The organism is Mesorhizobium sp. 8 (assembly GCF_006351905.1).
Classification (GTDB): Bacteria; Pseudomonadota; Alphaproteobacteria; order Rhizobiales; family Rhizobiaceae; genus Mesorhizobium; species Mesorhizobium composti.
In genome coordinates, this window is sequence record NZ_CP040914.1 from 1,666,148 (window position 1) to 1,689,566 (window position 23,419).

Here is a 23,419-nt window from a genome sequence, read left to right on the forward strand (position 1 = left end):
GGACTGCCTCCCTCGGCCCACCACCACATCAGAATTTTGAGAGGGGAAACCAGATGCTTCGCATCTTGGTGACGACCACGATCGTTTCGCAACGCGATACGCAGCGCCTCGTCCACTTCGCGATGGAGGTCGATGAGCCGTCGCTCGAAAAGGTCCATGAAGCGCTTGTCCGCGACGGGTCGATCTTCGGCCAGCGGATCGTCACAGAATTCAAAACAGAGGGCGTGCGTCGGATAATCGGTCGGGTGCCGCAGATAGTTGGCCTCGCCACTTTGGCGACCGCCACGATCTGCACATACGAATTCGTCGAGCCGGAGGGCGGCTCCGATGAATAGCCGCCTCACCACAATCGGGACCGCTCTGGCGGTCCTTTGTCTTTCCGGCACCGCCAGGGCGCATGACGCACCCACCGGATGGGCATACCCGCTGTCGTGCTGTTCCGGCGTCGATTGCCGCGAGGTGCCCGCAGACTGGATTGCGGTGCGCCCCGATGGCTATCGGATCGTCGTCACCGGCGAGGTGATCCCTTACGGCGATCCTCGTCTGCATTTCTCGCCGGACGGCCGCTTCCATTGGTGCAGCGTGGCCGGCTCGATGGATGGCCGGACGATCTGCCTGTTCGTGCCTGGGTCATCGTCATGACGGTGCGCGTCCTCGGCAAGACGCAGGTTGCGATCCTGCGCAGCACGGTTGGCAGGTGGTTTCTGACCACGACGGAAGGCCAGCAGAACTCGGCGCTTCGCCTGCATGATCGTGGCCTCCTTGATCGCGATCCGAAGAACAGCCGGCGGTTCACGGCGACGACCGCCGGCCGCGACGCGATCTATGAGCACGACGACGAGATCGCGCGGCGAGGAAGGTCGTATCGATGACCGGCCTCGTCGAGGTGATTGATGAGCAGATTGCCATCGTAGAGAGCGCCTTGGTGATCGAGCGCGCGATCATCACAAGCGCCATCGAGACCCGCCAGATCGGCGAGCACTATTGGCAAAAGCGGGTGCAACTAGAGCGGAAGCTCGCCGCCCTGCTCGTCGTCCGCGATGCGGTAGCGGAGGCACTTTCATGACGCATCCCCGTCCACCCCGCTCGATCCTTTTTCTCGATGTCGCGACCCGCACCGGATGGTGCGAGGGCGTGCCGGGGCAGAAGCCACAGCATGGCTCCCTTCGGTTCGCGCCGGAAGGGTCGTCGCCGGAAGCTGTCGCGGCCGGCGCAATCAAGTGGCTCGGCCAGCGTCTCCAAGCCTTCCGGCCCAATGTGATTGTGGTGGAGGCACCGCTCGATCCACGCCACATGGGCAGCAAGACCAACGTCAACACCGCGCAGCTTCTTCTCGGCCTGCCGCTCGTCCTGGGCGGCGTGGCGCACCTTTCCGGCGTCTACGATTTCCGGTCGGCGCGGATCGACGACATTCGCCGACATCTTCTCGGTCAACCTCAACGAGAACCGCGTCAACACGATCGTCAATATCGACAACACCGGCTATCGCCTGTGGGGTGTCTGGACCTGCGACAGCGATCTGCTCTGGCAGTTCGTCAGCGTGCGTCGCACCGCCGACGCGATCAACGAGGCGCTGGAGGCGGCGTATCTCGAATTCGTCGACCGGCCGTTCACCAAGGCGAACCTCAAGTTCATGATCGAGGCGGGTCGAGCCCTTCTTCGCACCATGGAGCTCGAGGGTGCGATCCTGCCCGGCTCCGACGTGTGGCTGCTGGACAGCAACACCGACACCGAACTTGCGCAGGGCATCGTCAAGCTCGGCGTCAAGTTCGAACCGCCGGCTCCGATGGTCGACATCAGGATCACCAGCTACCGCAACATCGCCTCCTACACGCTCCTGCTCAATCAGGTCGCGCAGGAGATCAGCGGCGGCACCCTGGCCGCCTGAAGCGGCACGCAACTCCCTCGGCGCCGGCAATCTGCCGGCGCCGCCATCCATCGACCTCAATCCTGAAAGGTGGCTGTCATGCCGAGCAACTCCGACATGCCGAGGTATATCCTCCGCAACTGCACCGTCTTCGCCGATCGCGTCTCCAAGATCGGCCAGGCCAGCGAGATCACGCTGCCGGTCCCGACCGAGAAGGTCGAGGAAATGCGCAACGCTGGCATGGTCATGCCGATCGATATCCCGATGGGCTACGAGAAGATGGAGTCCTCGTTCAAGCTCTCCGGATTCGACCCGCAGGTCATCCAGCTTTTCGGCCTCTCGGTCGGGGTCGAGCGCGAATTCATGGTGACGGGCGCGCTCGCCCATGAAGACGGCACCATCATCAACGCCACCGCCTATATCCGTGGCCGTCTCATCAAGAACGATCACGGCTCCTGGAAGCCGGGAGAAGCGGGCGAGAACGACTTCCAGATCACGCTGCGCTACTACCGCCTCGAAATCGACGGCCGCACCGTCATCGAGGCCTCGCCCTTCGATGTGTCGATCGGAGGCGTCTCGCAGACGAGCAGCATTCGCTCAGCTCTGCTGGCGTAACGGAGGGCCGCGATCATGACCAGGACCATCGAGGTCAAGCTGTCCAAGCCTTACAAGCTGGCCGGCAAGGACACCGACACGATCAGCTTCCGCGAGCCGAAACTCGCCGACCTGATTGTCATCGAGAACGTGGTAAAGGATGGCGGGCCGCATGGCGTTACCGCCGTCATGATGGCGCAGCTTTCCGGGGCGACGCAGCCGGAAATCGCCGAATTTTCGCTGGCCGATTACGCGGCTTGCGACAAGGCCCTGCGCCCTTTCACGACGGTCGCCGAGCAGGGTGGCGGCGACTGACAGCCTGGCTCTGCCGGGAACTCAACAGCCCTCTTTCCGAGATCGCCGCATTGACGCCAGCGGAGGCGATCCGCTGGCGTGACGCGGTGACCGAACTCCTGCCAAAGAGGCCATGACGTGGCAACGCTTACCTCCCGCCTGATCGTCGCGCTGACCGACCGCGTGTCCGGCCCGGCACGCGGCATCGGCGCCGCGCTCGGCCGCCTGCATCGGCAGGGCGAGCGCACGTCCGGCGCCATGCTCGGCACGGCCGGCGCGTTCGGCGGCGGCATTGTGCGCGGCGCGCTTGCCGTTGGCGCAAGCTACTATGGCATGTCGAAGGCTATCGGCGGCACGGTTGGCGCTGCGATCAAATTCGAGGAAAAGTTCGCCGACGTTCGCAAGGTCGTCGACGGCACGCCTGCGCAGCTTTCTGCCGTTCGCTCGGAAATCATCGACCTGTCGAAGCGCCTTCCTGTGACCGCCGAAGGCATGGCAGACATTTTCGCCGCCGCCGGCCAGTCCGGCGTCGCCCTGAATGAGCTTGGCAAGTTCTCCGAAATGGCCGCCAAAGTGTCCGTTGCCTGGGACATGGCGCAGGGCGAGACAGGCGACGCGCTGGCGAAGATCAAGACGCAGCTTCAAATGAGCGTGTCGGAACTTGGCCTGCACGCCGATGCCATCAACCACCTCGCCAACAACACCGCCTCGGCGGCGAATGATCTTGTCGACTTCGACAAGCGCGTCGCCGCGGTTGGCAAGATGTTCGGCTTCACCGACACGCAGACGCTCGCCTTCGGCGCCTCGATGATCTCGGCCGGCGCGCAGAGCGAGGTGGCGGCCACGTCCTTCCGCAACATGGGTCGGGCCCTGACCATGGGCGAGCGCGCCACGAAGGCGCAGCGCACCGCCTATGCCAAGCTCGGCCTCGATGCGGTGAAGACTGCCAAGTCCATGCAGAAGAACGCGCTGGCGACGACGCTGGACGTGATGGATCGCCTTTCGGCGCTGCCGAAGTGGCAACAGGCCAGCATCGCGTCAGCCCTGTTCGGCGACGAGGCGCGCGGCCTTCTGCCGGTCATTGCGGATTCGCGTGAGCTTCGGCGTGAATTGCAGATGGTCGGCACGGAGGCGAACTATACCGGTTCGGCCTTCCAGGAGTATCTCGTTCGATCGCAGACAACGGCGAACGCGCTGACCCTGATCGGCAACAAGATCAGGGCAGTGGGCATCGGCATCGGCGATAGCTGGCTCCCAACCATCAAGGAGCTTGGCGCTGGCATCGGTGACGTTCTGGACACGCTGGAAAAGCGCGTCGGCGTCCTCGATCAGGTCAGGTTCGCATTCCAGGGCTTCATGGGTGGCCTCGGCTACGGTGGCACCGGCGGCCTGCGTGAAGCTGTCAATGACATCGGAGACCTGATTTTTGGCAAGGCTTTCGGCGGCGACCTTGCCCAGGCTGACGATCGCGTGGTCGGTCTGGCGCGCCTCTCCAATCGCTTCCGTGGCATCGGAGCCGACCTCAAGGCGTTTGCCGACAACGTTGCCGGCGGCAACATCGGCGATGCGATCGGCAACATCGGCGGCGCGATCCAGAAGATGGGCGGCGGCCTGACGGTGGGCGGCGCGCTCGCTATAGCCATGACCGGCCGCGCACTGATCGGGCTGGCGCAGGGCGCCACCGCGCTGGCGCTGTCGAAGACCGGCCAGATATTCCTGATGGCGATGGCGGTCTCGACGCTCATCAACGCCGTCAAGGACGCACACAGCCTGGGCGAGTTCGTCGAGAACCTGAAAGGGCTGTCCGCGCTCGAATGGGCGGGCATCGGCGCCGGCCTTCTCATGGTGGCAGGTCGCGCGGCAAAGGTGGTGGGATGGTTCCGGCAACTTGGACGCCTTGCGCCCACGGCGGCGACCGTTGCCGGCGGCACAGCAGCGGCGGCAGGCGCGGCCACCAAGGGCGGCGGCGCCAGTGTAGCCGGTGCCGGTGCCAAGAAGAGCGTCGGGTGGTTCTCCCGGTGGCTCACTGGCGGCGGTGGCGCCAAGGATATCGTGGCGTCAGGCCGCGCATCCACCGAGGCCACGCTTCTCGAAAAGCTCGGCCTGTCGGCTGGTCGCCTAGGCGAGGCAACCGGGATCATTGGTCGGGCGGCCAGCAGGCTTCTCGGCCTGCCTGCCATTGCCGGCGAGATCACTACGCGCGCGCTGCTCGCCACGCCGCCGACCGATCCGCGCTTGGCCGACCCGTCCTTCGCGCCGTGGGCCTACCGTCGCGCCGAGGATCGGAATGCGGGCCGCGCGCAGGAGCCGCAGCAAGCGGCGCCACCGCAGGCGAACCAGCCGGTCCCGTTCTCGTTCAGCCAGATGTTCCGCGACCTGCTCGCGCCTGTCGGCAGCAAGGATGCTGGCCCGTCCGAAGTCAACGTTATCGGCGTGCCGGAAGTCTCGATCCCTGCGCCGGTGACCACCACACCGAGCGGCACGCAAGACGTGCGCGTCACGAACCCAATGCCGGCGCCGGTGTTTAATATTTCAATATCGGCACCGGCAAGCGACGCGAAGGCCATGGCCGATGCTGCCGTAGCTGCTCTGTCGGCTAAATGGAACGCGCTTTCGAGAGGCGCCTTTTCTGATGGGGCGAACTGATGCCGATCCCGATGGCCCTGGGGCCATTCATGTTCCACAGTCTGCGGTTCGGCTACAACGGCCTGCGCCGCAACCTATCGACCCGATGGGCTGACATCGCGACGGTCGGCGGCCTCAACCGCCTGCAATGGACGGGCGGGGATGACGACACGACCGACATCGAGGGTGTCGTCTTCCCGCATGAATTCGGCGGCCTTGCGGCTTTGGAGGGTGTGCGCGGCGCTGCGCAGAGCGGCGCCGTGCTGCCGCTGATCACGCTCGCTGGCAATGTCTACGGCCTGCATGTGGTTGAGGGCGTCAGCGAGGATCAGTCTTTCCATGACGCTCTCGGCCGTCCGCGCATGGACGTGTTCCGGCTGCGGCTCAAGCGATATGCCGGCGGCGGCTTCTCGCCGATCTCGGTGGTGGCGACCTTGTTCGGATGACGGCGATGGCAACGATCTACACCACGATGCAGGGCGAAATGATCGACGCCATCTGTCGTCGCGCCTATGGCGATGAAAGCGGCTATGTCGAGGCGGTGCTTGAGGCCAATCCAGGCCTTGCCGCGCTCGCCGCGCCGCTGCCAATCGGCACGGAAATCACGCTGCCTGATCTCGTCGCCGCAACCGACGTGGTGCCGGTCGTCGCGCTTTGGGATTAAGCTATTGGCGGCCGGTGCTCGATCCACTGGCAGGCACGCCACGGCCCAGTTCTTCGGCCGCAATGTTCCCCCGACAGCCTTGATCTTTGCCGTCAATGACCATGATGTCGTGGGTGACGAATCCCATGTCGGTGATGATTACCCGCGTGCCGGGTTTTTCTATGCAGGACACCAGCTTCATAACCATGGCGGGGTTCGTTTTATGAACACCAGCCTGGATAAGCTGCATACCCTCACTTTGGGCGTCCGAAGATTTCCAAACGATGATGCTGTTCGCGCCTCCGAAGGCTTGAAGGAAATAATCCTCGGCCATGGCAGATGTGGCGCATAGCGCCACCGAGGCAGAAATCAGCAAGCGTGAATAGATTGTCATGTTGCCCTCCTAGTCATTCGCCGCCGCGTAGCGGCGCGCGGTGGGGCGAGAGATAGGCTTGTCGCCACGCCATGAAAACTCCCCGCGCCGAAATAAAAGTCAACGGCAAGCCGGTGGCAACGCTGTTCAACGAGCGCCTGATCTCGGTGACGATCACCGACAAGGAGGGCGTGACCTCCGACACGATCTCCTGCGAATTGAACGACGGGAACCCCTTCGCCGACATCCCAAAGAAGGGCGACACGATCACAGCCGCGCTCGGCTACGTCGAAACCGGCATTGCCGACTTCGGCAGCTACACCGTCGATGACCCGGAAGTGCGCTGCCTGCCGTATGGAATGACGGTGAACGGTAAGGGTGCGAACGTCCGCGACAAGGCTAAGCAGCATAGGTCGCGGCATTGGGATCAGAAGACGGTCAAGGATATCGTCTCGCAGATTGCCGGCGAGAATGGCCTGTCGCCGGTCATCGACGGCGAGGTCGGCGCCTACAAATACGAATGGTTCGGTCAGCAGGACGAAAGCGACCTGCATGTCGTCGAGCGCTTGGCGCGCCGGCACGACGCGCTGTTCTCGATCAAGGACGGCAAGCTGATTTTCGTCAAGAAGGGCAGCGGCCAGGCGGCCAGCGGCGCGGCGCTGACCGCCGTCGTGGCGACGCCCTTCAATATCGTTGAAGGCACCTGTCGGGTGAATTTCGCCCATCGCAACAAGTTCAAGAAGGTGAAGGGCCGGCATCAGGATCGCAAACAGGCGAAACTCGTCGAGGTCGAGGAAGACAGCGATGATGAGGGGACCGCAGAATACACGATGCCGGAACCCTTCGCCGATCCCGACGAGGCGAAGAAGGCGGCCAAGGCCAAGGCCAAGCACCTCAAGAGCGAGACGATCCGCACCACCGTCACGCTGTGGGGCGATCCGACCATCCGAGCCGGCGCGCCATTTACCTATTCGCGCGTGCGTCCCGGCGTCGACGGGATCGAGTTCATCATCGAGACGGCGACGCACACGATCAGCAAGGCCGGCTACACAACGCAGGTCGAGGCGAAGCTCAAGCCGGAAGCGTCGTCGAAGGCCAAGGGCGGGGCCACAGCCGGCGCAGGAAGCGCGTCAGGCAATTCCGGGGCCGGCGGCGGCTCAACGCCGCCCACGGCCGCGCCTGTGTCGTCTGTGCCGTCGCCGACGAGCCTTATCACCCATCAGTAAACCCGGAAGGGGTTCCACCATGGACACGACGTTCCGTGGCGCCGCCAAGCGCCTCGACGATATCGATTTGCCGAAGCTCGGCCACCTGATCGGCGTCGGCGAGGACGAGCTTCATGCCTTTATCGACGTGGAAACGCGCGGCAGCGGCTTCGACGCGCAGGGCCGCCCGGTCATCCTGTTTGAGCGGCACAAGTTCTACAAGTATCTGCCGGCCGAGAAGCGTGCCAAGGCCGTCGCGGCAGGCCTCGCCAACGCGAAGGCGGGTGGTTACGGCAAAGAGAGCGAGCAGTATCCGAAGCTGCTCAAGGCCATCGCGATCGACCGCAAGGCGGCACTCTATTCCTGCTCATGGGGCCTCGCGCAGGTGATGGGCTTCAACCACAAGCTGGCCGGCTACGATGATGTCGAGGATATGGTCGAGGCCTTCATGGTCGACGAGGAAAACCACCTCGCGGCGGCAGTGGCCTTCATCAAGAATTGCAATCTGGACGGCGCGCTTCGCCGACACGATTGGGCCGGCTTCGCGAAGGGCTACAACGGCGCGAATTACAAGATCAACGCCTACGACAAGAAACTGGCGGAATCCTTCGCGAAGTGGTCGCGTATCAAAGACACGCCATGGTCGCCGACAGACCCGGCGCCGGCTCCCGCCACGCCAGCACCGCCGGCCGCCCCTGATCCTTCGCCGGTCCCGATTCATCCGCCGATCGTCGCCCCGACGCCGAAGCAGAAAACGACGATCTGGCAACTCATCGCCGCCGCGTTCGCGGCGATCACCAGCAAGTGGGGTTGATATGGCGGCGCGCGGCGTCCTGCGCACAGCCGCAGGAGGATACCTTTTCTTCTTTTGCCCAGGCTGTCGGGAGGCGCACATGGTCGGCCCGACGTGGGGTTTCAACGGCGACTTCGACCGACCGACCTTCACGCCATCCGTCTTGGTACGTGGCTACAAAGTCGTGAAGGACGAAAACGGGCGATGGGTCGGGGATTGGCAGCGGGACGCTGCCGGCAACCTGATCCCCGAAACCTGCCATTCCCTTATCGGCGACGGCCAGATCAAGTTCCTCGGCGACTGCACCCATAGCCTCGCCGGGAAAACAGTCCCTCTTAAGCCCTTCGATCATGGAGAATGACCTATGTGGAAGCGCGTCAAAAAGTTCTTCGCCGACAGCGAGACGATCTTTTGGGCGCGGCTACAAGCCGCGCTCGGCGCCGCGGCTGTCGCCGTTACCTACGTCGATCCTGCCGTGCTGCGCCCGATCCTGCCGCCTGAATGGTTCCCCTGGCTGATGGTCGCGAACGGGGTATTCACCGAATACCTCCGACGCCGACGCGAGCCCGGATTGGGGGATTGACCATGGCCGATGTCCTTCTCGCGACGGTTCTTCTGTTTGGCGGCATCTGCTGGTCAGGTCTAGTTCTTCTGGCAATGGCCAATAGCCCGACTGGCGGCACCAACTTCGCCATGGTCCCGTTCATTGCTGGTCTGGCGGCCGCAGCGTTGGGCGCCCTTTACTGGATGTATATCGTTGCCGGGTGGCTATTCTGATGTGGGTCGCGATCATCCAGTGGATCACCGGCGATCTCGTCGGCCAGCTTACCCGCGCCTATGAGGTGAAAAAGCAGGCCGACACCGACGAGAAGAAGCTCGTCGCCGACGCTGCGATCAAGTCGATCGAGGCGCAGATGGCGGCGAAGGCGCAGGCGACAGAGATCAGGCTCGCCACGGCCGGCTTTTGGGAAATGCGCCTCATCACATTCGTGATCGCCGGATGCTTCGCCCTGCACCTTCTGCTCGTCACGCTCGACACATGCTTCGCCTTCGGCTGGCGCATCGCCGCCTTCCCGTCGCCATTCGATCAATGGGAGGGAACGATTCTTCTGTCGTTCTTCGGCGTGCAGGTGGCCGGCCAGGGTATCACGGCGATCGCCAGCGCCATCAGAGGTCGCCGATGATTATCCTCCGAATAGCCAGCGGGATTTCGGAACACTTCCCGCAGCGGGTGTCCGAATGGATTATGACAGGCGCCATCCTCGGATGGTCGAGCGTCCTTGCGGCCGATCCCGGCACGTTCGAAACCTCCATTTCGTTCGCCGTCCTAAAGGCATACGGCGACGAGGCGACGTGGGCGCTGGTCTGTTTCGTGGTCGGGATGACGAGGCTTGCCGCCCTCGTCGTAAATGGCACCTTTCGGCAATTCGCCTACTCGCCGCATCTGCGCGGCGGGGCATCCTTCATCGCGTGCGTGTTTTGGGGCCAGATCGGACTTGGTGTCTGCCTGGCATGGTGGGCCGGTGGATCAGGGACGGGGGTGGTTGCCTACTGCACGTTCATGGTCATCGAAATGTGGAATCTCTTTCGGGCGTGGGCTGATGTCGGCGCTGCGCGGAAGGCACGGTGATGTTTGGCATACCCACGGAACAGATCATCCCGATCGCCAATTTCATCGGCCTGGGCATCCTCGGTGTCCTGGCTTATTTCGGGCAGAAGTGGGGAAAGGCGCAGCCGACACACGTCGAGCGGGCCGTAGAGGTCGCCGGGGCGCTGGTCGACAATACCGCCGTTCGGGAGTTGGCGACGGCCTTGACCGCACACACCGCCGCTCTTGTGGCTTCGCGGCTTGACAATGAGAAGGAGCGACAGGCGCGATATCGGATGATGGAGATAGGGTCGTCGCTCACCGGGGAAGTCGAAGAATTGCGGCGGGCCATAGCGGACGCCGCCACGCAGATTGCCAGATTGAAGTAGATCGCGCCGTTGATGCCGATCAGCCCGCCGCCCTTCGGGGTGGCGGGCTTTTTTTTGCGTTTCAGGCCACGAAACGGCCAATGATGAATGTTGCGGAATCCCGGTTTTCTGCGGGTTTTGTTGACCTTCGGAATTCCAGTATGCGCGCAGAACGCACCTCCGCTACCATCAAGTCCCACACCCGATGATGTGGTTCTTGGCCAAGACGCCCTCCGCTACCATCGCCAGCACCCCATTGTATTCAGGGGTTGGCCGCCTTTTTGCTGTGGCGCGGCGTCAGCCTCGGACAGATCGGCGTTGGTTTCTGGACGGCAAAACTGACTCACTAGCGGGAGAGGCCGGCGCCCAGCCGTTCCAGTCCTATGACTAGGCTGGCTTACGAGCCAAAATGATCTCGCTCGCAAATCGATGACCGAGATTGATTGCATGCCTGCGCTCGACATGCTCCGCTTCCAAGCGGCGACATGATGAAAATCGTTTCTTCCAGAGCCGACACAGCACGTCCCCAACCGGCGTCGAGCCCCGGTGTTCCTGTCACGATCGGATGCGAAGCCGGCAGCGCCGGGGATTTACGCCCAGCGGCAGAACATATCCGCTTATGGATTTCCAGAGGCGGGGGCAATCCCGGCGCACGCGGCGACAAAAGCACGGATTGCCGCAATGCGCGAACTCGACCGGTTCGACAACACGCCGATCGTGCGCCTTGCGGCGCCCGCCAACGGGATTTTGCGCAACCGTAGCCCTTCGGGCCACGGCGGCAGCCAGTCAGGCACGACGGCCACGCCGAGACCGCGGTCGACCAGCGCCGCGATGGAATCGAGCGCGTCCAGTTCCAGCCATTCACGCACCTTCAGCCTGTTCTGGCGCAAGTAGCGATCCACGACCTGCCCACCCCATTGGTTGCGGTCGTAACGGATGAACGGCGTGGCGGTGATCACGGCTTCGGCGCTGGCGACCTCCATCGCCTCCGGGACGATCAGCACCAGGGGTTCCTCGTATAGCGTCAGCCAGTCGACCTCCTTCGATATCGGGAACGGCGGCTTGACGATGACGGCCGCATCGATCCCACCTGACGACACCTCCTGATGCAGGTCCGCGGATGACCCGGGCCGCACGAAAAGCTCAATGCGCGGATAGTCTCGCCGAAGGGACGTCAGCACACCGGGCAGAAAGCCCGTCAGGCCCGACGCGGTCGAACCGAGGCGCAATTCGCCCGCAGGCTGGTCGTTGGCGGCGATGACCCGTAAGGCGCGCGCATCGTCGATCAGCTGTCGCGCCTTTTCCAGGACCGCAAGCCCCGAAGCCGTCGGCCGCACGGTCCGTCCGGCCCTGGCGACAAGGGAATGGCCCAGTTCACGCTCGATCGTCCTCAGTTGCTGCGCCACCGCGGCGGGTGTCAAATTGAGCCGCCGAGCGGCCTCGGCCATCGAGCCGCACGCGGCCACCTCGATGAAACTCTCAAGGAAACGAACGTCCATAAATCAATTTTTCTATCTTCTAACGCTACAAGAACCGAGATTTTATATCCCCTTTTCGCACTCTACAACGGCCAGACAACGGGACCGCGGCGCCGGCGGTCCGACGGAGACTTTCAATGAGCGTAGATGACAAGTTCGCCCGGCTGGGCACCGACAACGCGCCCGGCCAGGAGGTACGCCAGAAGACGGGCGATCTGCACAACCTGATGCGCGGCGCCGCGCTCGCCGGCACGCGGGTCGACTTCTCGCATGGCGACGTCGATGCCTTCACCCCCACGCCCGGTTCCTTCGAGGTCTTTGCCGATGGCGTGCGCGCAGGCGGGCGGCAGGCCTATACCGAATATCGCGGTGCCGCCGCGATCCGTGAGGACCTTGCCGGCAAGCTGGCGGCCTTCACCGGCGCGCCGGTCGACGCGGCTGACGGGATGATCCTGACGCCGGGCACGCAAGGGGCGCTATTTCTCGCCATCGCCAGTACGGTGGGGCGCGGCGACAAGGTGGCGGTCGTCCAGCCCGACTATTTCGCCAATCGCAAGCTCGTCGAGTTCTTCGAAGGCGAGATGGTGCCGGTAAGTCTCGACTACATGAAGGACGGTGCCGACGCCGGGCTTGACCTTGGCCAACTGGAGGATGCGTTCCGGCGGGGCGCCAAGGTGCTCGTCTTCTCCAATCCCAACAATCCGGTGGGCGTGGTCTACTCCGAGGCCGAAATCCGCCAGATTGCCGAGTTGGCGGGAAGGTACGGCGTCACCGTCATCGCCGACCAGCTCTATTCGCGCCTGCGTTATTCCGACGCCTCCTACACGCACCTGCGCGCCAGCGGCATCGACCCCGACAAGATCGTCACCATCATGGGGCCTTCCAAGACGGAATCGCTGAGCGGCTATCGCCTCGGCGTCGCCTTCGGCTCACCGAAGCTGGTCGGGCGCATGGAGAAGTTGCAGGCCATCGTCTCGCTGCGCGCCGGCGGCTACAGCCAGGCCGTCCTGCAAACCTGGTTCTCCGAGCCCGAGGGCTGGATTGACGAGCGCACCCGCCTGCACAAGGCCATCCGCGACGACCTGCTCGAGGCGCTGCGGGCGGTGGAAGGCGTCGCGGCCCGCACGCCGCAGGCCGGCAGCTACCTGTTTCCGCGCCTGCCAGATATGGCCGTCACGCCTTCGGATTTTGTCCGCATCCTGCGTCTGCAGGCCGGGGTCGTAGTCACGCCGGGGACCGAATTCAGCCCGCATTCCGCCACCAGCGTGCGCCTGAACTTCTCGCAGGATCATGCGGCCGCGGTGGGCGCCGTAGAGCGGATGGTCGAGCTTGTTGCGCGCTACCGCGCATGAGCGGGACGCAGGCGTCCACGCCGTCCCGACCTTCCCAGGATCGGCCTCAGACCGTCCTGCTCGCGACGGCATGCGCCGCAAGGCCGCGGCCGGCCTCGGCGTCGTGATCGATCGAACTGCGCATCAGCATGATGTTGCCCATGAATTCGACGCCGCTGGCCATCGAATCCATGATGACGCGGGCGGTTTCGTTGACGCCCACCGTGTTGCCCACCAGGGAAAGTTCCGACGGCAGTTCGATGACGCCGAGCGTCGTCATGGTCTTGTAGATCTGGCTCAGATGCAGGCAGGACCACTTCATCGACATTGTGAGCGGGCACTTCATGTAGAGCGTCGGCTGCGTATGCCAGATTTTCAGGCCGTTCCGGTTCTCCAGCGTGAAGTGAAGGTCGACCTGGTCGTTGAGCCGGAACTCCCGGTGGAAGATCGCCTGCGCGACGGCTTCGCACCCGGCCAGCAGACCGTCGAGGTCGAGCGAGGCAAGCGGCTGGCTGATCTCGTCGAGCGCGCGGCGCCCCTGGTAGCCGACGACGAGCCGCGGCTCGCCCGGTCCGGCCACAACCTCGGTGCCGAGCACTTTCAAGCTGTACGAGACGTCGCTCGCGGGCATTGATCTCTCCGGAATCGCCTGGACGAAATCGCCATCCGATCTTTCCGGATCATACAACATCCTGTCTTGGCGGCAATGCGGCAGCGACGCACGCCGGACTTCGAAGCGCGCGGGAGCCAAGCTGACGCCGATGTTTCGGGCGGCATCAAGACGATGGCCGACCGGGTACGGGATCGGGCGCTGAGCGAGATCGGAGCGGCAGGCCCGGACGGGTACAGGATGCGATCATCGCACGTGCTTCATGCCTGATGCCGTAGCCAATGACGGTCGAACACGCCGACAATCGAGCGAAAACTGGCTTCCGAAACCTGGCACGGCCCGGCGCTTCCGTCCTCGTCGAGGAACTGCCACAGTTCGCGATCGAGCGACCGGCCGTCGCCATCCAGCCCGATGCCCAGCGCTCTCAGGTCTTCGACGAGCGATTCCGAGGGTTGGAAATAACCTCCCCATCCGTCCGGCGGCGTTGCCGAACTGGGCAACCGGATCAAAATGATGCGCGCGGCCGAGGGAAGCGGCTCCGGGCCGATGATCGTCGTGCCGCACATATAGCCGGCAAGCACGCTGCCCGGCGGCGATGGCAGGAAAAGGCTGAGGAAGAATTGCGCGTCGCCGCCGGCTTCCCGCAGGTGTATGTAGAGCCCGCGTTTCGCGAGCGTGACGGCTCCCGTCATGACGAAGGAGCCGGTCGGCAAAGCTTCGGTATAGGTGGCGCTCATGCCGTGCGTCCGCGTGTCCATTTTCATGGATACCGTGCTGCGGATGAGCTGGCCGCGATAATACGGGGACAGTGCCTTGGAGTAGCAGGCGTAGGACCCGGACAGTGTCGCATCCGTGCCCTGGTCGACAAGATGGGGCGACGAAATCTGCGCGCCCATCCGACGCTCCAGCTCCGACCGGTCGATGCCGTGGCGCTCGCAGATTGCCTCGGCAAACCCGTCCAGATCGCTTTGCGCGACCCACGCGCCGGGACGGTTCAGGTCGAGGACCCTCGCCCAGTCTTCGTAGACGCTGAGCTGGCGCGGCTGCGAACGGCCTTGCAGCCATTTGTCGGCACGCCCGAGATCGAACGAGGTTTCCGGGTTGGCCCGGCGAAATGCGGCGGCCAGATCCTTGCGCGAAACTGCGCCAAGCAGCGCTGCGGTTATCCGCAACTTCTCGGCAATATGCTGCGCCATTCGTCCCCCGAAGCCAGGCCCACACCAGGATATTTCCGCCAAAAATCCAAAGATTTCCAGGAAATTTCCGCCCGGAAAACCTGTCGGTGACGACCCTCTGATATTACGCTTCCCGACGAGGGGTAACAGCGGATTCGACCTCCGGCAAGTGCCTTGGAACTCGTTCCCGAACGCCAGACATCGGCTTCGGAGGCGCGAGGCATGTGCGAAATCGAGAATCCGAGCCGTGCGGAGGAAGTCGAAAAGCGCGACGCGCAGCAGGCCGCACGATGGAAGGAAAAGAAGATGTTGCGTACCGGACTTGTGCTCGCAATCCTCGTGTCCGCCTCGGCCGCGACCGCAGCGGAGGGCGTCTCGGTCAAGGAAGGACTGCGCATCGCCACGATCGGCGGCTGCCACGATTGCCACACCGAAGGTTTTGCCGAGAGCGGCGGCCAGGTCGACCCGGCAAAGGCGCTGATGGGCAGCCATGTCGGCTTCCAGGGGCCGTGGGGCACGACCTATCCCGCCAACATCCGCCTTGTCCTGTCCAGGATGAGTGAGGACGAATTCGTCAGCTACGGCCACGAGGTCAAGACGCGGCCGCCGATGCCGTGGTTCGGCCTGCATGCGATGACCGACAACGAGTTGCGGTCGATCTATCAATACGTCAAGTCGCTCGGGGCGCCGGGCGAGCCTGCGCCGGACTATGTGAAACCCGGCGAAGCGCCCAAGACCCCCTTCATCGTCTTCGCTCCGCCGCAGATGCCGGCGAACTAGGCGGCGGCCGCCTGTGTCAGCCGCAGCCATGCCATCGCCTGCCCTCCCGCCCCGAGTGGGAGGCAGGGGAAACCGGCGCCTTCGAGCGAAGCCAAAGGACAGGCGCAGGGTCTTCTGGCGTCTTCGGCCCGGCCGGGTTCTGTTCGCGGACAATGCCCCAGGCGTCGGCTTGACGATCGCGATCGACGGGTATTCAACCGCAATTCATCTCCCGCGGCGGCGGGAATCAGGGGCAGTGGGGTAATGCAGCAGTTTAACCAGTTGTGGGCGGCGCGCAGGCGCGCCCTTCTCTCCGGCTCGGCTTTCGCCGGCGTGTTGCTAGCCGGCGTCGCGGGCCAGCCGGCGCTAGCGGCCTGCACCTTTTCGGACGCCAATACGTTTTCCTGCGGCTCCACGGTGACAGGGCCAGCGGACGTCATGATCAATGCCACCAGCGAGGCGACCACGGGCACGATCGAAGCCGGCGCGACAATCAGCGGATTGGGGTTGGGTATCGTGGCAGGCCCGGGTGGTTCCCTCAATATTATCAATAACGGCGCAGTGACCGGATCCATCATAGGCCTGACTATTGGGTCTGTTGCAGGCAACATCACCTATTCGGGCAATGGTAGCGCCAGCGGTGGCCTTGCGGCCGCAGGCCTCAGCATTTTCGCCGGGCCCGGCACCATCGCGGTCGGCACGGCCGACACGCCCGTCATACCGAACTTTTCCGGATTTGCCGGTCTTGCGACCGTTTCGTCCACAGCGACGTCGATCTTCCTGAATGGCGGCAGCCTCTCCAGCCTTGGCGCCTATGGCTTGCAGATGCAGGGTGGAGACGTGTCGGCCACGCTGACGGGTGGTACGACCATCGCGAATGCCGGCACGGCAGGGACCGGCTATGGCATTTTTTCGTCGTCCGTCGCCGGTCCGACGAGCATCGCATCGGACGCGAATATCGGTGGTGCCGGAAGCTCTTTCGCTTACGGCATCATGTCTGAGGGAGACGACAGTATAGCTCTGTCGCAAACCGGCGGGACGATCCATGCGGCTACGGCAGGATTGGCTGCGATCAGCACAGGGGACGACGCTGTTTCGGTTGATACCGCAGCGGGCAGTTCGATTTCCATGGACGATTGGCACGTCGGCGCGGGTATCCGGGTCAGCACCCAGGCGGCCGCGGTCAATGTCAGGGCGGCCGGTACGATCAGCAACACGCAGGCCGGGATCATGGTCGACAGCGTTACCGGGGCGGTCAACGTCACGGCCGCCGGCACGATCAGCGGAACGCAGTTCGGGATTGGAGCTCAAAGCGCTGGCTTGGTTAACGTCGCGGTTCCCGGCGCAATCAGTGCATTGGGAGCAGGCGTCCTGGCGGTGGGCGATAATATCACAGTTGCGGTGGACGGGGAAATCACTGCCGGTGCTGTTGGTATCTTGGCCGGCGGCGGAGGTACCCACGATGCGCAGATCTCGGTGGGCAGCGGCGCGACGGTACAAGGCACGAGTTTGGCCGGCGTATGGGTTAGTGCTAACAACAGTCGCATCGACAACAGCGGCACGATCGTCGGTGGGATCATGTCCGGCGGCGGCAGCACAACGGTCAACAATGCCGGCAGCATCACTGGTACGAGCGGCATTGCGGTGTATCTTGTCGGCGGCGCCAACAACACCTTCGTCATGAGCGGGCCGAACGCGACGTTGACCGGCCAGGCCATAGGCAGCGGCACGGACACTTTCCGCTTCGCCGGCACTGGCAGCAACACCTTCGATGTCGGCCAGATCGATGCGGGCTGGACGCTTCTCGACAAGGTCGGCTCGTCCAACTGGTCGCTTACCGGCACGTCGACCTACGCGGGACCGGTTACCGTCAACGGCGGCACGCTGTCGGTGAACGGCGATCTCACCTCGGCTTCAAGCATCTCGGTCAATACGGGCGGCGCGCTCGGCGGCAACGGCACGGTCGGCAACACCGCGATCAGCGGCGGCACGCTGGCGCCCGGTAATTCGGTCGGCACGCTGACAGTCAACGGAAATCTGACATTCAACGGCAGCTCGAACTACCTGACCGAGGTGACGCGCGCCGGTGCAGACAAGACCATCGTCACCGGCACCGCCAATCTCGACGGCAAGGTCGTAGTGAAGCCGCTGGCGCATATCGGAAAGACGACGACCTATACGATCATGACGGCGGGTACCGAAAACGGCGCCTTCTCCGGCGTGGATTTCCTTACCGTGAACAATTTTGCAAGGAACCCACAACTGACCTATGCCGGCAACGATGTGCTGCTGACGCTCGATCCCGGCCTGTTATCGCCGGCGCTGGTGGGCAACGTCACGCCCAACCAGAAGGGCGTCGCGGCAGGGATCGACAGCGCGATCGTTGGCGGCGTTGTCTTGCCGGACAGCTTCGACGCGCTGTTCGCGCTGTCGGGTGGTCCTCTGCGCGCTGCGCTGTCGCAGCTCTCGGGCGAGATCCACGCCTCGGCCAGGACGGTGCTGGTCGAGGACAGCCGCTTCCTGCGCGATGCCGTCAACGAGCGCATCCGCGCTGCCTTCGCCGGCGTCGGCGCGGCGGCCTCGCCGGTGCTGGCCTATGGCGAGACGGGAACGGATGGTACTGCGACGGCGGCCTTCAGCCACGCGCTGGCGCCGGCCGATACGGCAAGCGTGGCGGCATGGGGCTCGGTCTTCGGCTCCTGGGGCTCGACCGACGGCGACGGCAATGCCGCCGGGCTCGACCGCTCCGCCGGCGGCTTCTTCACCGGCATCGACGGACTGGTGGCGGAGAACGTCCGCCTCGGCATCATGACCGGCTACAGCCATGCGAGCTTCGACGTCGACGGCCGCGCCTCTTCCGGCTCCAGCGACAGCTATCACCTCGGCCTCTATGGCGGCACTGAGATGGGCGCGCTCGGCCTGCGCTCGGGCCTCGCCTACAGCTGGCACGACATTTCGACGGCCCGCTCGGTCGCCTTCCCCGGCTTTGCCGACAGCCTGAGCACCGACTACGACGCCGGCACCTTCCAGGCCTTCGGCGAGGCGGGCTACCGCATCGACACGGCGAGCGCCTCGTTCGAGCCGTTCGCCAACCTTGCCTATGTCAGCCTGCACACCGACGGCTTTGCCGAGAAAGGCGGTGCGGCCGCCCTCACCGGCACCAGCCAGACCACCGGCACCACCTTCACCACACTGGGCGTCCGTGCCTCGACCGGCTTCCACCTCGGCGGCATGACGGCCACCGCGCGCGGCATGGTCGGCTGGCGGCATGCCTTCGGCGACACCACGCCGCTGGCCACACCAGCCTTCGCCTTTGCCGCTGCAAACAGCTTCGCCATCGCCGGCGCCCCGATCGCGAAGGATGCCGCGGTGCTCGAAGCCGGGCTCGACTTCGCCGTCTCCGAAAGGGCCACGCTCGGCCTCTCCTACACCGGACAGTTCGGCGCGCATGCTACCGACAATGGCGCGAAAGCCAATCTCAGCGTCAGGTTCTGAGGACTACACGGCCGGCTGGTGCGAGGCCGGCCGGCTGCTTAAACCCGGCCCCCTCTCCAGCAACGCTATCATCTGGCTTCGGGAGAACCGCATCCTGTAGCGGTACTGCGAGTTATCGTAGATACCGCTGGCGCAGAAAATCAACTCGACATCGTCGCCGTCGCCACGAACCTCCAGTTCATGCAGCGACTGTTCCAGGATCGTCTTTTCGCTGCCCTGCCGCTTCGCCGGGCCCACTTTCAGATACATCGCACCCTCCGTCGATACTTTTGCGATCGAGCGAAAGCGATGGTTGAAGTGGCTGGAGATATGGTCGCCCAAAGCCGTCATCCAAACGCAGTCGCATTGGATTCAGGCCCAGGCCGGATGAACTGCCTCGCCCCCACAGCGAGGCCCACGTACATCTGGGCAGCGAAAATTCTAGCATTGCGCGCCGAAGCGCGTCAACGCTACCCGCCCCGCCGAAAGCTTCCGTGCCGTGGGCCGGCACGTCCGGCACCGTTGCGGATACGGCAGGCCCGTCCCGCGTTGGCCCTCACCTGCCCGGCGCGATTAGCCTGGCGCTGCGGGCTGCCTTGACGAAGGCGCGGCGGCAGCGGCTACCCGATTGCCAGCCATCGAGCGCATCCCGGCATGTGCGAAGCGCCCTGCGATAGGCGCGGCCATGGGTCGAACGGTCGGGCCAGCCGTCCTGCATCGCTTCGATGGCTTCATAGGCACTGTCGACCTTGCGTTGCCCTGTGGGTCTCAGGTTGAGAACGACAGGGTGAGAGAACAATACGTCTTCCAACACGCCCTCCTCATCAAGAACCGGCGAGATGAAGACGACGGACTCGCGCCCGTCGCCTTCGCGCCGATCTCTACAATTTCGCCTCTTGAAGCCGGGCCGAGAGCTTTTGCCGGTCCTCGGCCGATTTCAACCGGATCGTCATCGCCTCGCTCTTGACCGGGACTTGCGGAGGCAGGCTGATCGGAACCTCCGGGGCGTGCTGCTCGGCCCACTGCTTGAAACGAGGCAACTTGTTCGGGCCGTTGATCGGGAAGGTGAAGCTGTATCTGAAGGTCATCGTGACAGTCCAAAGGCTTGGCGCGCGGAAACAGGCGCACGCAAACGGCGCCACGATCCTGGACACGCAGGGATTTCGAGTTGGGGGTATCGCTCCTGATCCTGGCGCCGCTCTTGCTCTCGCAGGTAGTGACGCCAGGCTATCAGCCTATCAGAAGGCAGCCTTTGAAGAATATGGAGCGCTGTTGCATGCCGCCTGTGTCGGCCAAAGCGCTTGAAAAGTCAAACCGGAGGCGACCGGCATCGCCCGTAGACGACGGCCGGCCGAGTCCGGCCGATTGCGGAGCGCGTCAGTTGTCATCGGAGTTCAGGGCGCCGAGCAGGCGCCGGATATCACCGAAGCGGGCGATGCTGCCGAAAACCAGCGCTGCCACCGCGACGAAAAAGACGGAAACCGAAGCCATGGTCGGCGTATAGCCATAACGCAGCGCGTTGAAGATCTTGATCGGCAGCGTCTCGGTGGTGAAGCCGATGGTCATGTAGGCGATGATGTATTCATTCAGCGACAGCACGAAGGCGAAGGCGTAGCCGGAGATCAGATAAGGCAGGATCAGCGGCAGGACGACGGTGCGCGCGACCGTGCGATCGTCGGCGCCCATGGTGGCGGCAGCCTCGACCAGCGATCGGTCGATGGAAGCAAAGCCCAGCGACAGCGTCACCAGCGGCAGCGTGACGAAGAAGATCGCGTGGCTGACGATGGCCGTGAAGAACTGGCCGAACAGGCCGAGCGTCGCCCAGAAGGACAGGAAGCCGAGCGCGGTGATGACCGGTGGCAGGATGAAGGGCGCCAGCCCCAGCACCTGGAAGACGTTTGCCCAGGGCGCGATGCGCCGCCACAGGAACCAGGCGAGCGGCAGCGCGATGAGCACGGCGAGCGCCGCCGAGAAGACGGCCAGCGTCAGCGAATGGACAAGTGCGGCCCGCCATTCCGGGTCGGTGAAGATCTGCGCGTACCAGGCGAGAGAAAAGCCGCGCGGCGGGAAGGTCAGGTCCTGCTTCTCGTTGACCGAGACGCCCGCGACGACGATCAGCGGCGCCGCAAGGAACAGCGCGACGGCGAGGAAATAGAGACGGCGCAGCGCGTTCATGCGGCGTTCTCCCGGCGACCGACGAGCAGGGTAAGGCCGACAAGCGACAGCGAGATCAGCACGAGGAACACCGCCATCGCCGCGGCGAAAGGCATGTTCGACTGGTAGATCGCCTGGTCGGTTATCAGCACCGACAGCGTCCAGTGCCGCGGCCGGCCGAGGATCTGCGGCAAAAGGTAGGAGCCGAGCGCGAAGACGAACACCATGATCAGCGTCGCCACGATGGTATTGCGCAAGGCCGGCACCACCACATTGAAGAAGGCGCGCACCGGCGAGGCGCCGAGCGTCCGCGCGGCCTCGGTCATCGTCGGGTCGAGCCGCACCAGCGCGGGATAGAGCACCAGGATCGTGTAGGGCAGCGCCTGGTAGACCATGCCGGTCAGCACAGCGCCGAAGGTCGGCAGCAGCGCCACGGGCTCGCTCATCAGGCCGACGGCGACGAAGAGGTTGGTGATGCCGGCGGTGCGCGAGAACAGCGTCGACCAGGCGAAGCCGATGATGACCTCCGACAGCGACAGCACCGAGAGCAGCCCGACCAGCCACAGGGTCTGCACCCTGCGCGGCCGTTTGGTCAGCAGGTAGGTGAACGGAAAGGCGACGACGATGCAGCACGCCGCCACCGTCACCGCCAGCATCAGCGAGAAGCCGAGCACCTCGCCGAAGAACGCGGAGAGGAAGCGGGCATAGTTGTCGAAGACGAAATCCGGTTTGTAGAAGCCGGCGGGGTCGCGCTTGAAGAACGACACCGCGATCATGATCGAGAACGGCACGACGAAGAAGACGGTGAGCATCAGCGCCGGGAAAGCCAGCGGCGCGTAGTCGGCCGCGCTTCTGGGCGGCTCGCGTCTCACGACTTCACCACCACGCAGCTTTCGGCCGGCAGGAGGACGCCGACCTTTTGCCCGACCTGCACGTCCGGCCGCTCGCGCGGCGTGGCCACCGCCGTGATGGTCGTGCCTGCGGCCTCGACGAAGGTCTCGATCGTGCCGCCGAGGTCGCGCACGAACGTCACCGTGCCGTCGAGCGTGCCCTTGCCGGGCGCCGTCAACCGCACGTCTTCCGGGCGGATCGAGATCGTCGCCTTCGTCATGCCCGACGGACAGGCCAGTTCGGGGACGGCCGCCCCCAGCACGGTCGAGCGGCCAGCGCCGTCCGCCTCGACCGGAAGCAGGTTGGTGATGCCGATGAAGTCGGCGACGAAGGCGTCGGCCGGCTTGCGATAGATCTCGATCGGCGGCGCCGCCTGCAGGATTTTTCCCTTCCCCATGACGACGACGAGGTCAGCCATGGTCATGGCCTCACGCTGGTCGTGGGTGACGACGATGGTTGTGATGCCGAGCCGCTGCTGCAGTTGCCGCAACTCCACCTGCATGGCCTCGCGCAGCTTGGCGTCGAGCGCCGACAGAGGTTCGTCCAGCAGGAACAGCTTCGGCGACAGCGCCAGCGCCCGGGCGATCGCCACGCGCTGCCGCTGGCCGCCGGAAAGCTTCGTCACCGGCCGGTCGGCGAAGCCGGACAGGTGGATCATGTAAAGCAGGTCCTCGACCCGCTTGCGCTGATCCTGCTTCGAGGCGCCGCGAATGCGCAGCGCATAGGCGATGTTGTCGCCGACGGTCAGATGCGGGAACAGCGCCAGCGACTGGAACACCATGCCGAGGTTGCGCTTGTGCGTCGGCAGAGTCGTGATGTCGTCGCCGTCGAGCACGATGGCGCCGGCGCTCGGTTCTTCCAGCCCGGCGATCATGCGAAGCAGCGTGGTCTTGCCGCAGCCGGATGGCCCGAGGAGGCACACGAACGTGCCGTGCGGGACGGCGAGCGTGACGTCGTCGACGGCCGCGAAGTCACCGAAGCGTTTCGTTATCGCATTGATGGACAGGCCGGACATGAAGGATCTTTCTCCGTATGCCGGTTCGTTGGGCGGGTGAAACTGCTTGCCCTCTCCTCGCGAACGGGAGAGATGCCCGGCAGGACAGTGAGGGGCGGCGCTTAGCTGTGAAAGTTTAGCTCTGCCCCTCATACGGCCCTTCGGGCCACCTTCTCCACGTGAACGGGGAGAAGGAAAAAGAG

The 23,419-nt window shown here is 64.4% G+C and carries 31 protein-coding genes; 21 read left to right on the forward strand and 10 right to left on the reverse strand.

The annotated features are described in order from the left end of the window. Positions 1–53: 53 nt before the first annotated feature. From FGU64_RS08045 to FGU64_RS08090, 10 genes are all read left to right on the forward strand, one after another. The gene (locus tag FGU64_RS08045) at positions 54–335 is read left to right on the forward strand and encodes a hypothetical protein (RefSeq protein WP_139952132.1); all 282 of its coding nucleotides are present in this window, start codon (positions 54–56) and stop codon (positions 333–335) included. Beyond that, on the forward strand, positions 328–642 hold the full coding sequence (locus tag FGU64_RS08050; protein WP_139952135.1) for a hypothetical protein: 315 nt from the start codon (positions 328–330) through the stop codon (positions 640–642). The genes FGU64_RS08045 and FGU64_RS08050 overlap by 8 nt, the downstream gene beginning before the upstream one ends. Next, a complete protein-coding gene (locus tag FGU64_RS08055; protein WP_139952138.1) occupies positions 639–872 on the forward strand; it encodes a hypothetical protein in 234 nt (77 codons plus the stop codon). The genes FGU64_RS08050 and FGU64_RS08055 overlap by 4 nt, the downstream gene beginning before the upstream one ends. Next, on the forward strand, positions 869–1,066 hold the full coding sequence (locus tag FGU64_RS08060; protein ID WP_139952141.1) for a hypothetical protein: 198 nt from the start codon (positions 869–871) through the stop codon (positions 1,064–1,066). Before FGU64_RS08055 ends, FGU64_RS08060 begins: the two co-directional genes overlap by 4 nt. 195 nt (positions 1,067–1,261) lie before the next feature. Next, positions 1,262–1,888, forward strand: a complete 627-nt coding sequence (locus FGU64_RS08065) for a phage tail sheath C-terminal domain-containing protein (RefSeq protein ID WP_246671262.1) — start codon at positions 1,262–1,264, stop codon at positions 1,886–1,888. A gap of 78 nt (positions 1,889–1,966) precedes the next feature. After that, the gene (locus tag FGU64_RS08070) at positions 1,967–2,482 is read left to right on the forward strand and encodes a phage major tail tube protein (protein ID WP_139952143.1); all 516 of its coding nucleotides are present in this window, start codon (positions 1,967–1,969) and stop codon (positions 2,480–2,482) included. A gap of 15 nt (positions 2,483–2,497) precedes the next feature. Then, on the forward strand, positions 2,498–2,776 hold the full coding sequence (locus FGU64_RS08075; RefSeq protein ID WP_139952146.1) for a phage tail assembly protein: 279 nt from the start codon (positions 2,498–2,500) through the stop codon (positions 2,774–2,776). 117 nt (positions 2,777–2,893) lie between these two features. Beyond that, positions 2,894–5,401, forward strand: coding sequence for a phage tail tape measure protein (locus FGU64_RS08080; protein WP_139952150.1), 2,508 nt, complete (start codon positions 2,894–2,896; stop codon positions 5,399–5,401). Positions 5,402–5,430: 29 nt separating this feature from the next. Continuing rightward, positions 5,431–5,826 (forward strand): phage tail protein, encoded by a 396-nt coding sequence (locus FGU64_RS08085; protein WP_246671263.1) that lies wholly within the window; start codon positions 5,431–5,433, stop codon positions 5,824–5,826. A 5-nt stretch (positions 5,827–5,831) separates the two neighbouring features. Beyond that, positions 5,832–6,044: a tail protein X gene (locus FGU64_RS08090; RefSeq protein ID WP_139952156.1), complete on the forward strand. Its 213-nt coding sequence runs from the start codon at positions 5,832–5,834 to the stop codon at positions 6,042–6,044. A gap of 1 nt (position 6,045) precedes the next feature. Here the strand turns inward: FGU64_RS08090 and FGU64_RS08095 are convergent, their stop codons facing one another. Continuing rightward, positions 6,046–6,417: a hypothetical protein gene (locus FGU64_RS08095; RefSeq protein ID WP_139952158.1), complete on the reverse strand. Its 372-nt coding sequence runs from the start codon at positions 6,415–6,417 to the stop codon at positions 6,046–6,048. 71 nt (positions 6,418–6,488) lie between these two features. On the opposite strand from FGU64_RS08095, the gene FGU64_RS08100 reads away from it, so the two are divergent. The 8 genes from FGU64_RS08100 to FGU64_RS08135 all read left to right on the forward strand — a co-directional run bounded on the left by FGU64_RS08100 (position 6,489) and on the right by FGU64_RS08135 (position 10,371). Then, positions 6,489–7,622, forward strand: coding sequence for a contractile injection system protein, VgrG/Pvc8 family (locus tag FGU64_RS08100; protein WP_139952161.1), 1,134 nt, complete (start codon positions 6,489–6,491; stop codon positions 7,620–7,622). A 19-nt stretch (positions 7,623–7,641) separates the two neighbouring features. Beyond that, on the forward strand, positions 7,642–8,415 hold the full coding sequence (locus FGU64_RS08105) for an N-acetylmuramidase family protein (RefSeq protein WP_139952164.1): 774 nt from the start codon (positions 7,642–7,644) through the stop codon (positions 8,413–8,415). Positions 8,416–8,494: 79 nt separating this feature from the next. Next, positions 8,495–8,755 carry a DUF6527 family protein gene (locus FGU64_RS08110; RefSeq protein WP_246671264.1) on the forward strand — a complete coding sequence of 87 codons (261 nt, stop codon included), beginning with the start codon at positions 8,495–8,497 and terminating at the stop codon, positions 8,753–8,755. Between the two features lie 3 nt (positions 8,756–8,758). Beyond that, the gene (locus tag FGU64_RS08115) at positions 8,759–8,977 is read left to right on the forward strand and encodes a hypothetical protein (RefSeq protein ID WP_139952170.1); all 219 of its coding nucleotides are present in this window, start codon (positions 8,759–8,761) and stop codon (positions 8,975–8,977) included. A gap of 2 nt (positions 8,978–8,979) precedes the next feature. Continuing rightward, positions 8,980–9,171 (forward strand): hypothetical protein, encoded by a 192-nt coding sequence (locus FGU64_RS08120; RefSeq protein WP_139952173.1) that lies wholly within the window; start codon positions 8,980–8,982, stop codon positions 9,169–9,171. After that, complete coding sequence (locus FGU64_RS08125; RefSeq protein WP_139952176.1) at positions 9,171–9,578, forward strand: hypothetical protein; 408 nt, start codon at positions 9,171–9,173, stop codon at positions 9,576–9,578. The genes FGU64_RS08120 and FGU64_RS08125 overlap by 1 nt, the downstream gene beginning before the upstream one ends. Next, positions 9,575–10,024, forward strand: coding sequence for a hypothetical protein (locus FGU64_RS08130; RefSeq protein ID WP_139952179.1), 450 nt, complete (start codon positions 9,575–9,577; stop codon positions 10,022–10,024). Before FGU64_RS08125 ends, FGU64_RS08130 begins: the two co-directional genes overlap by 4 nt. Next, positions 10,024–10,371, forward strand: coding sequence for a hypothetical protein (locus tag FGU64_RS08135; RefSeq protein WP_139952182.1), 348 nt, complete (start codon positions 10,024–10,026; stop codon positions 10,369–10,371). Before FGU64_RS08130 ends, FGU64_RS08135 begins: the two co-directional genes overlap by 1 nt. 596 nt (positions 10,372–10,967) lie before the next feature. Here FGU64_RS08135 and FGU64_RS08140 read toward each other — a convergent pair. Then, positions 10,968–11,849 (reverse strand): LysR family transcriptional regulator, encoded by an 882-nt coding sequence (locus tag FGU64_RS08140; protein WP_139952185.1) that lies wholly within the window; start codon positions 11,847–11,849, stop codon positions 10,968–10,970. Between the two features lie 116 nt (positions 11,850–11,965). Here FGU64_RS08140 and FGU64_RS08145 point away from each other — a divergent pair, with 116 nt between their 5' ends. Then, positions 11,966–13,180, forward strand: a complete 1,215-nt coding sequence (locus FGU64_RS08145; RefSeq protein WP_139952187.1) for a pyridoxal phosphate-dependent aminotransferase — start codon at positions 11,966–11,968, stop codon at positions 13,178–13,180. Between the two features lie 46 nt (positions 13,181–13,226). Here FGU64_RS08145 and FGU64_RS08150 read toward each other — a convergent pair whose 3' ends face one another. Then, complete coding sequence (locus tag FGU64_RS08150; RefSeq protein ID WP_136355979.1) at positions 13,227–13,790, reverse strand: hypothetical protein; 564 nt, start codon at positions 13,788–13,790, stop codon at positions 13,227–13,229. 239 nt (positions 13,791–14,029) lie between these two features. Continuing rightward, entirely contained in the window at positions 14,030–15,007 is a 978-nt protein-coding gene (locus tag FGU64_RS08155) for a hypothetical protein (protein ID WP_246671265.1), read from the reverse strand. 159 nt (positions 15,008–15,166) lie between these two features. Between FGU64_RS08155 and FGU64_RS08160 the strand changes: the two genes are divergently transcribed. Beyond that, positions 15,167–15,724, forward strand: a complete 558-nt coding sequence (locus tag FGU64_RS08160) for a hypothetical protein (protein WP_210239060.1) — start codon at positions 15,167–15,169, stop codon at positions 15,722–15,724. A gap of 417 nt (positions 15,725–16,141) precedes the next feature. Next, on the forward strand, positions 16,142–19,198 hold the full coding sequence (locus FGU64_RS08165; protein WP_180375657.1) for an autotransporter domain-containing protein: 3,057 nt from the start codon (positions 16,142–16,144) through the stop codon (positions 19,196–19,198). 3 nt (positions 19,199–19,201) lie between these two features. On the opposite strand, the gene FGU64_RS08170 is transcribed toward FGU64_RS08165, so the two are convergent. The 6 genes from FGU64_RS08170 to FGU64_RS08195 form a co-directional block, all read right to left on the reverse strand. Next, the gene (locus tag FGU64_RS08170; RefSeq protein ID WP_139952193.1) at positions 19,202–19,519 is read right to left on the reverse strand and encodes a hypothetical protein; all 318 of its coding nucleotides are present in this window, start codon (positions 19,517–19,519) and stop codon (positions 19,202–19,204) included. A gap of 214 nt (positions 19,520–19,733) precedes the next feature. Next, the gene (locus tag FGU64_RS08175; protein ID WP_139952196.1) at positions 19,734–19,988 is read right to left on the reverse strand and encodes a DUF982 domain-containing protein; all 255 of its coding nucleotides are present in this window, start codon (positions 19,986–19,988) and stop codon (positions 19,734–19,736) included. 70 nt (positions 19,989–20,058) lie between these two features. After that, on the reverse strand, positions 20,059–20,331 hold the full coding sequence (locus FGU64_RS08180; RefSeq protein WP_230978699.1) for a hypothetical protein: 273 nt from the start codon (positions 20,329–20,331) through the stop codon (positions 20,059–20,061). Positions 20,332–20,554: 223 nt separating this feature from the next. Beyond that, positions 20,555–21,352, reverse strand: a complete 798-nt coding sequence (locus FGU64_RS08185; protein WP_139952199.1) for an ABC transporter permease — start codon at positions 21,350–21,352, stop codon at positions 20,555–20,557. Next, positions 21,349–22,203, reverse strand: a complete 855-nt coding sequence (locus FGU64_RS08190) for an ABC transporter permease (RefSeq protein WP_139952202.1) — start codon at positions 22,201–22,203, stop codon at positions 21,349–21,351. The genes FGU64_RS08185 and FGU64_RS08190 overlap by 4 nt, the downstream gene beginning before the upstream one ends. Then, the gene (locus tag FGU64_RS08195) at positions 22,200–23,237 is read right to left on the reverse strand and encodes an ABC transporter ATP-binding protein (protein WP_139952206.1); all 1,038 of its coding nucleotides are present in this window, start codon (positions 23,235–23,237) and stop codon (positions 22,200–22,202) included. Before FGU64_RS08195 ends, FGU64_RS08190 begins: the two co-directional genes overlap by 4 nt. Positions 23,238–23,419: the final 182 nt, after the last annotated feature.

Coding starts and splice junctions, on each gene's coding strand:
- FGU64_RS08145 (WP_139952187.1), top strand. CDS start 11,966: ATGAGCGTAGATGACAAGTTCGCCCGGCTGGGCACCGACAACGCGCCC.
- FGU64_RS08095 (WP_139952158.1), bottom strand. CDS start 6,417: ATGACAATCTATTCACGCTTGCTGATTTCTGCCTCGGTGGCGCTATGC.
- FGU64_RS08045 (WP_139952132.1), top strand. CDS start 54: ATGCTTCGCATCTTGGTGACGACCACGATCGTTTCGCAACGCGATACG.
- FGU64_RS08160 (WP_210239060.1), top strand. CDS start 15,167: ATGTGCGAAATCGAGAATCCGAGCCGTGCGGAGGAAGTCGAAAAGCGC.
- FGU64_RS08070 (WP_139952143.1), top strand. CDS start 1,967: ATGCCGAGCAACTCCGACATGCCGAGGTATATCCTCCGCAACTGCACC.
- FGU64_RS08115 (WP_139952170.1), top strand. CDS start 8,759: ATGTGGAAGCGCGTCAAAAAGTTCTTCGCCGACAGCGAGACGATCTTT.
- FGU64_RS08075 (WP_139952146.1), top strand. CDS start 2,498: ATGACCAGGACCATCGAGGTCAAGCTGTCCAAGCCTTACAAGCTGGCC.
- FGU64_RS08130 (WP_139952179.1), top strand. CDS start 9,575: ATGATTATCCTCCGAATAGCCAGCGGGATTTCGGAACACTTCCCGCAG.
- FGU64_RS08055 (WP_139952138.1), top strand. CDS start 639: ATGACGGTGCGCGTCCTCGGCAAGACGCAGGTTGCGATCCTGCGCAGC.
- FGU64_RS08120 (WP_139952173.1), top strand. CDS start 8,980: ATGGCCGATGTCCTTCTCGCGACGGTTCTTCTGTTTGGCGGCATCTGC.
- FGU64_RS08085 (WP_246671263.1), top strand. CDS start 5,431: ATGTTCCACAGTCTGCGGTTCGGCTACAACGGCCTGCGCCGCAACCTA.
- FGU64_RS08060 (WP_139952141.1), top strand. CDS start 869: ATGACCGGCCTCGTCGAGGTGATTGATGAGCAGATTGCCATCGTAGAG.
- FGU64_RS08110 (WP_246671264.1), top strand. CDS start 8,495: ATGGTCGGCCCGACGTGGGGTTTCAACGGCGACTTCGACCGACCGACC.
- FGU64_RS08150 (WP_136355979.1), bottom strand. CDS start 13,790: ATGCCCGCGAGCGACGTCTCGTACAGCTTGAAAGTGCTCGGCACCGAG.
- FGU64_RS08165 (WP_180375657.1), top strand. CDS start 16,142: ATGATCAATGCCACCAGCGAGGCGACCACGGGCACGATCGAAGCCGGC.
- FGU64_RS08135 (WP_139952182.1), top strand. CDS start 10,024: ATGTTTGGCATACCCACGGAACAGATCATCCCGATCGCCAATTTCATC.
- FGU64_RS08125 (WP_139952176.1), top strand. CDS start 9,171: ATGTGGGTCGCGATCATCCAGTGGATCACCGGCGATCTCGTCGGCCAG.
- FGU64_RS08140 (WP_139952185.1), bottom strand. CDS start 11,849: ATGGACGTTCGTTTCCTTGAGAGTTTCATCGAGGTGGCCGCGTGCGGC.
- FGU64_RS08185 (WP_139952199.1), bottom strand. CDS start 21,352: ATGAACGCGCTGCGCCGTCTCTATTTCCTCGCCGTCGCGCTGTTCCTT.
- FGU64_RS08105 (WP_139952164.1), top strand. CDS start 7,642: ATGGACACGACGTTCCGTGGCGCCGCCAAGCGCCTCGACGATATCGAT.
- FGU64_RS08050 (WP_139952135.1), top strand. CDS start 328: ATGAATAGCCGCCTCACCACAATCGGGACCGCTCTGGCGGTCCTTTGT.
- FGU64_RS08090 (WP_139952156.1), top strand. CDS start 5,832: ATGGCAACGATCTACACCACGATGCAGGGCGAAATGATCGACGCCATC.
- FGU64_RS08195 (WP_139952206.1), bottom strand. CDS start 23,237: ATGTCCGGCCTGTCCATCAATGCGATAACGAAACGCTTCGGTGACTTC.
- FGU64_RS08100 (WP_139952161.1), top strand. CDS start 6,489: ATGAAAACTCCCCGCGCCGAAATAAAAGTCAACGGCAAGCCGGTGGCA.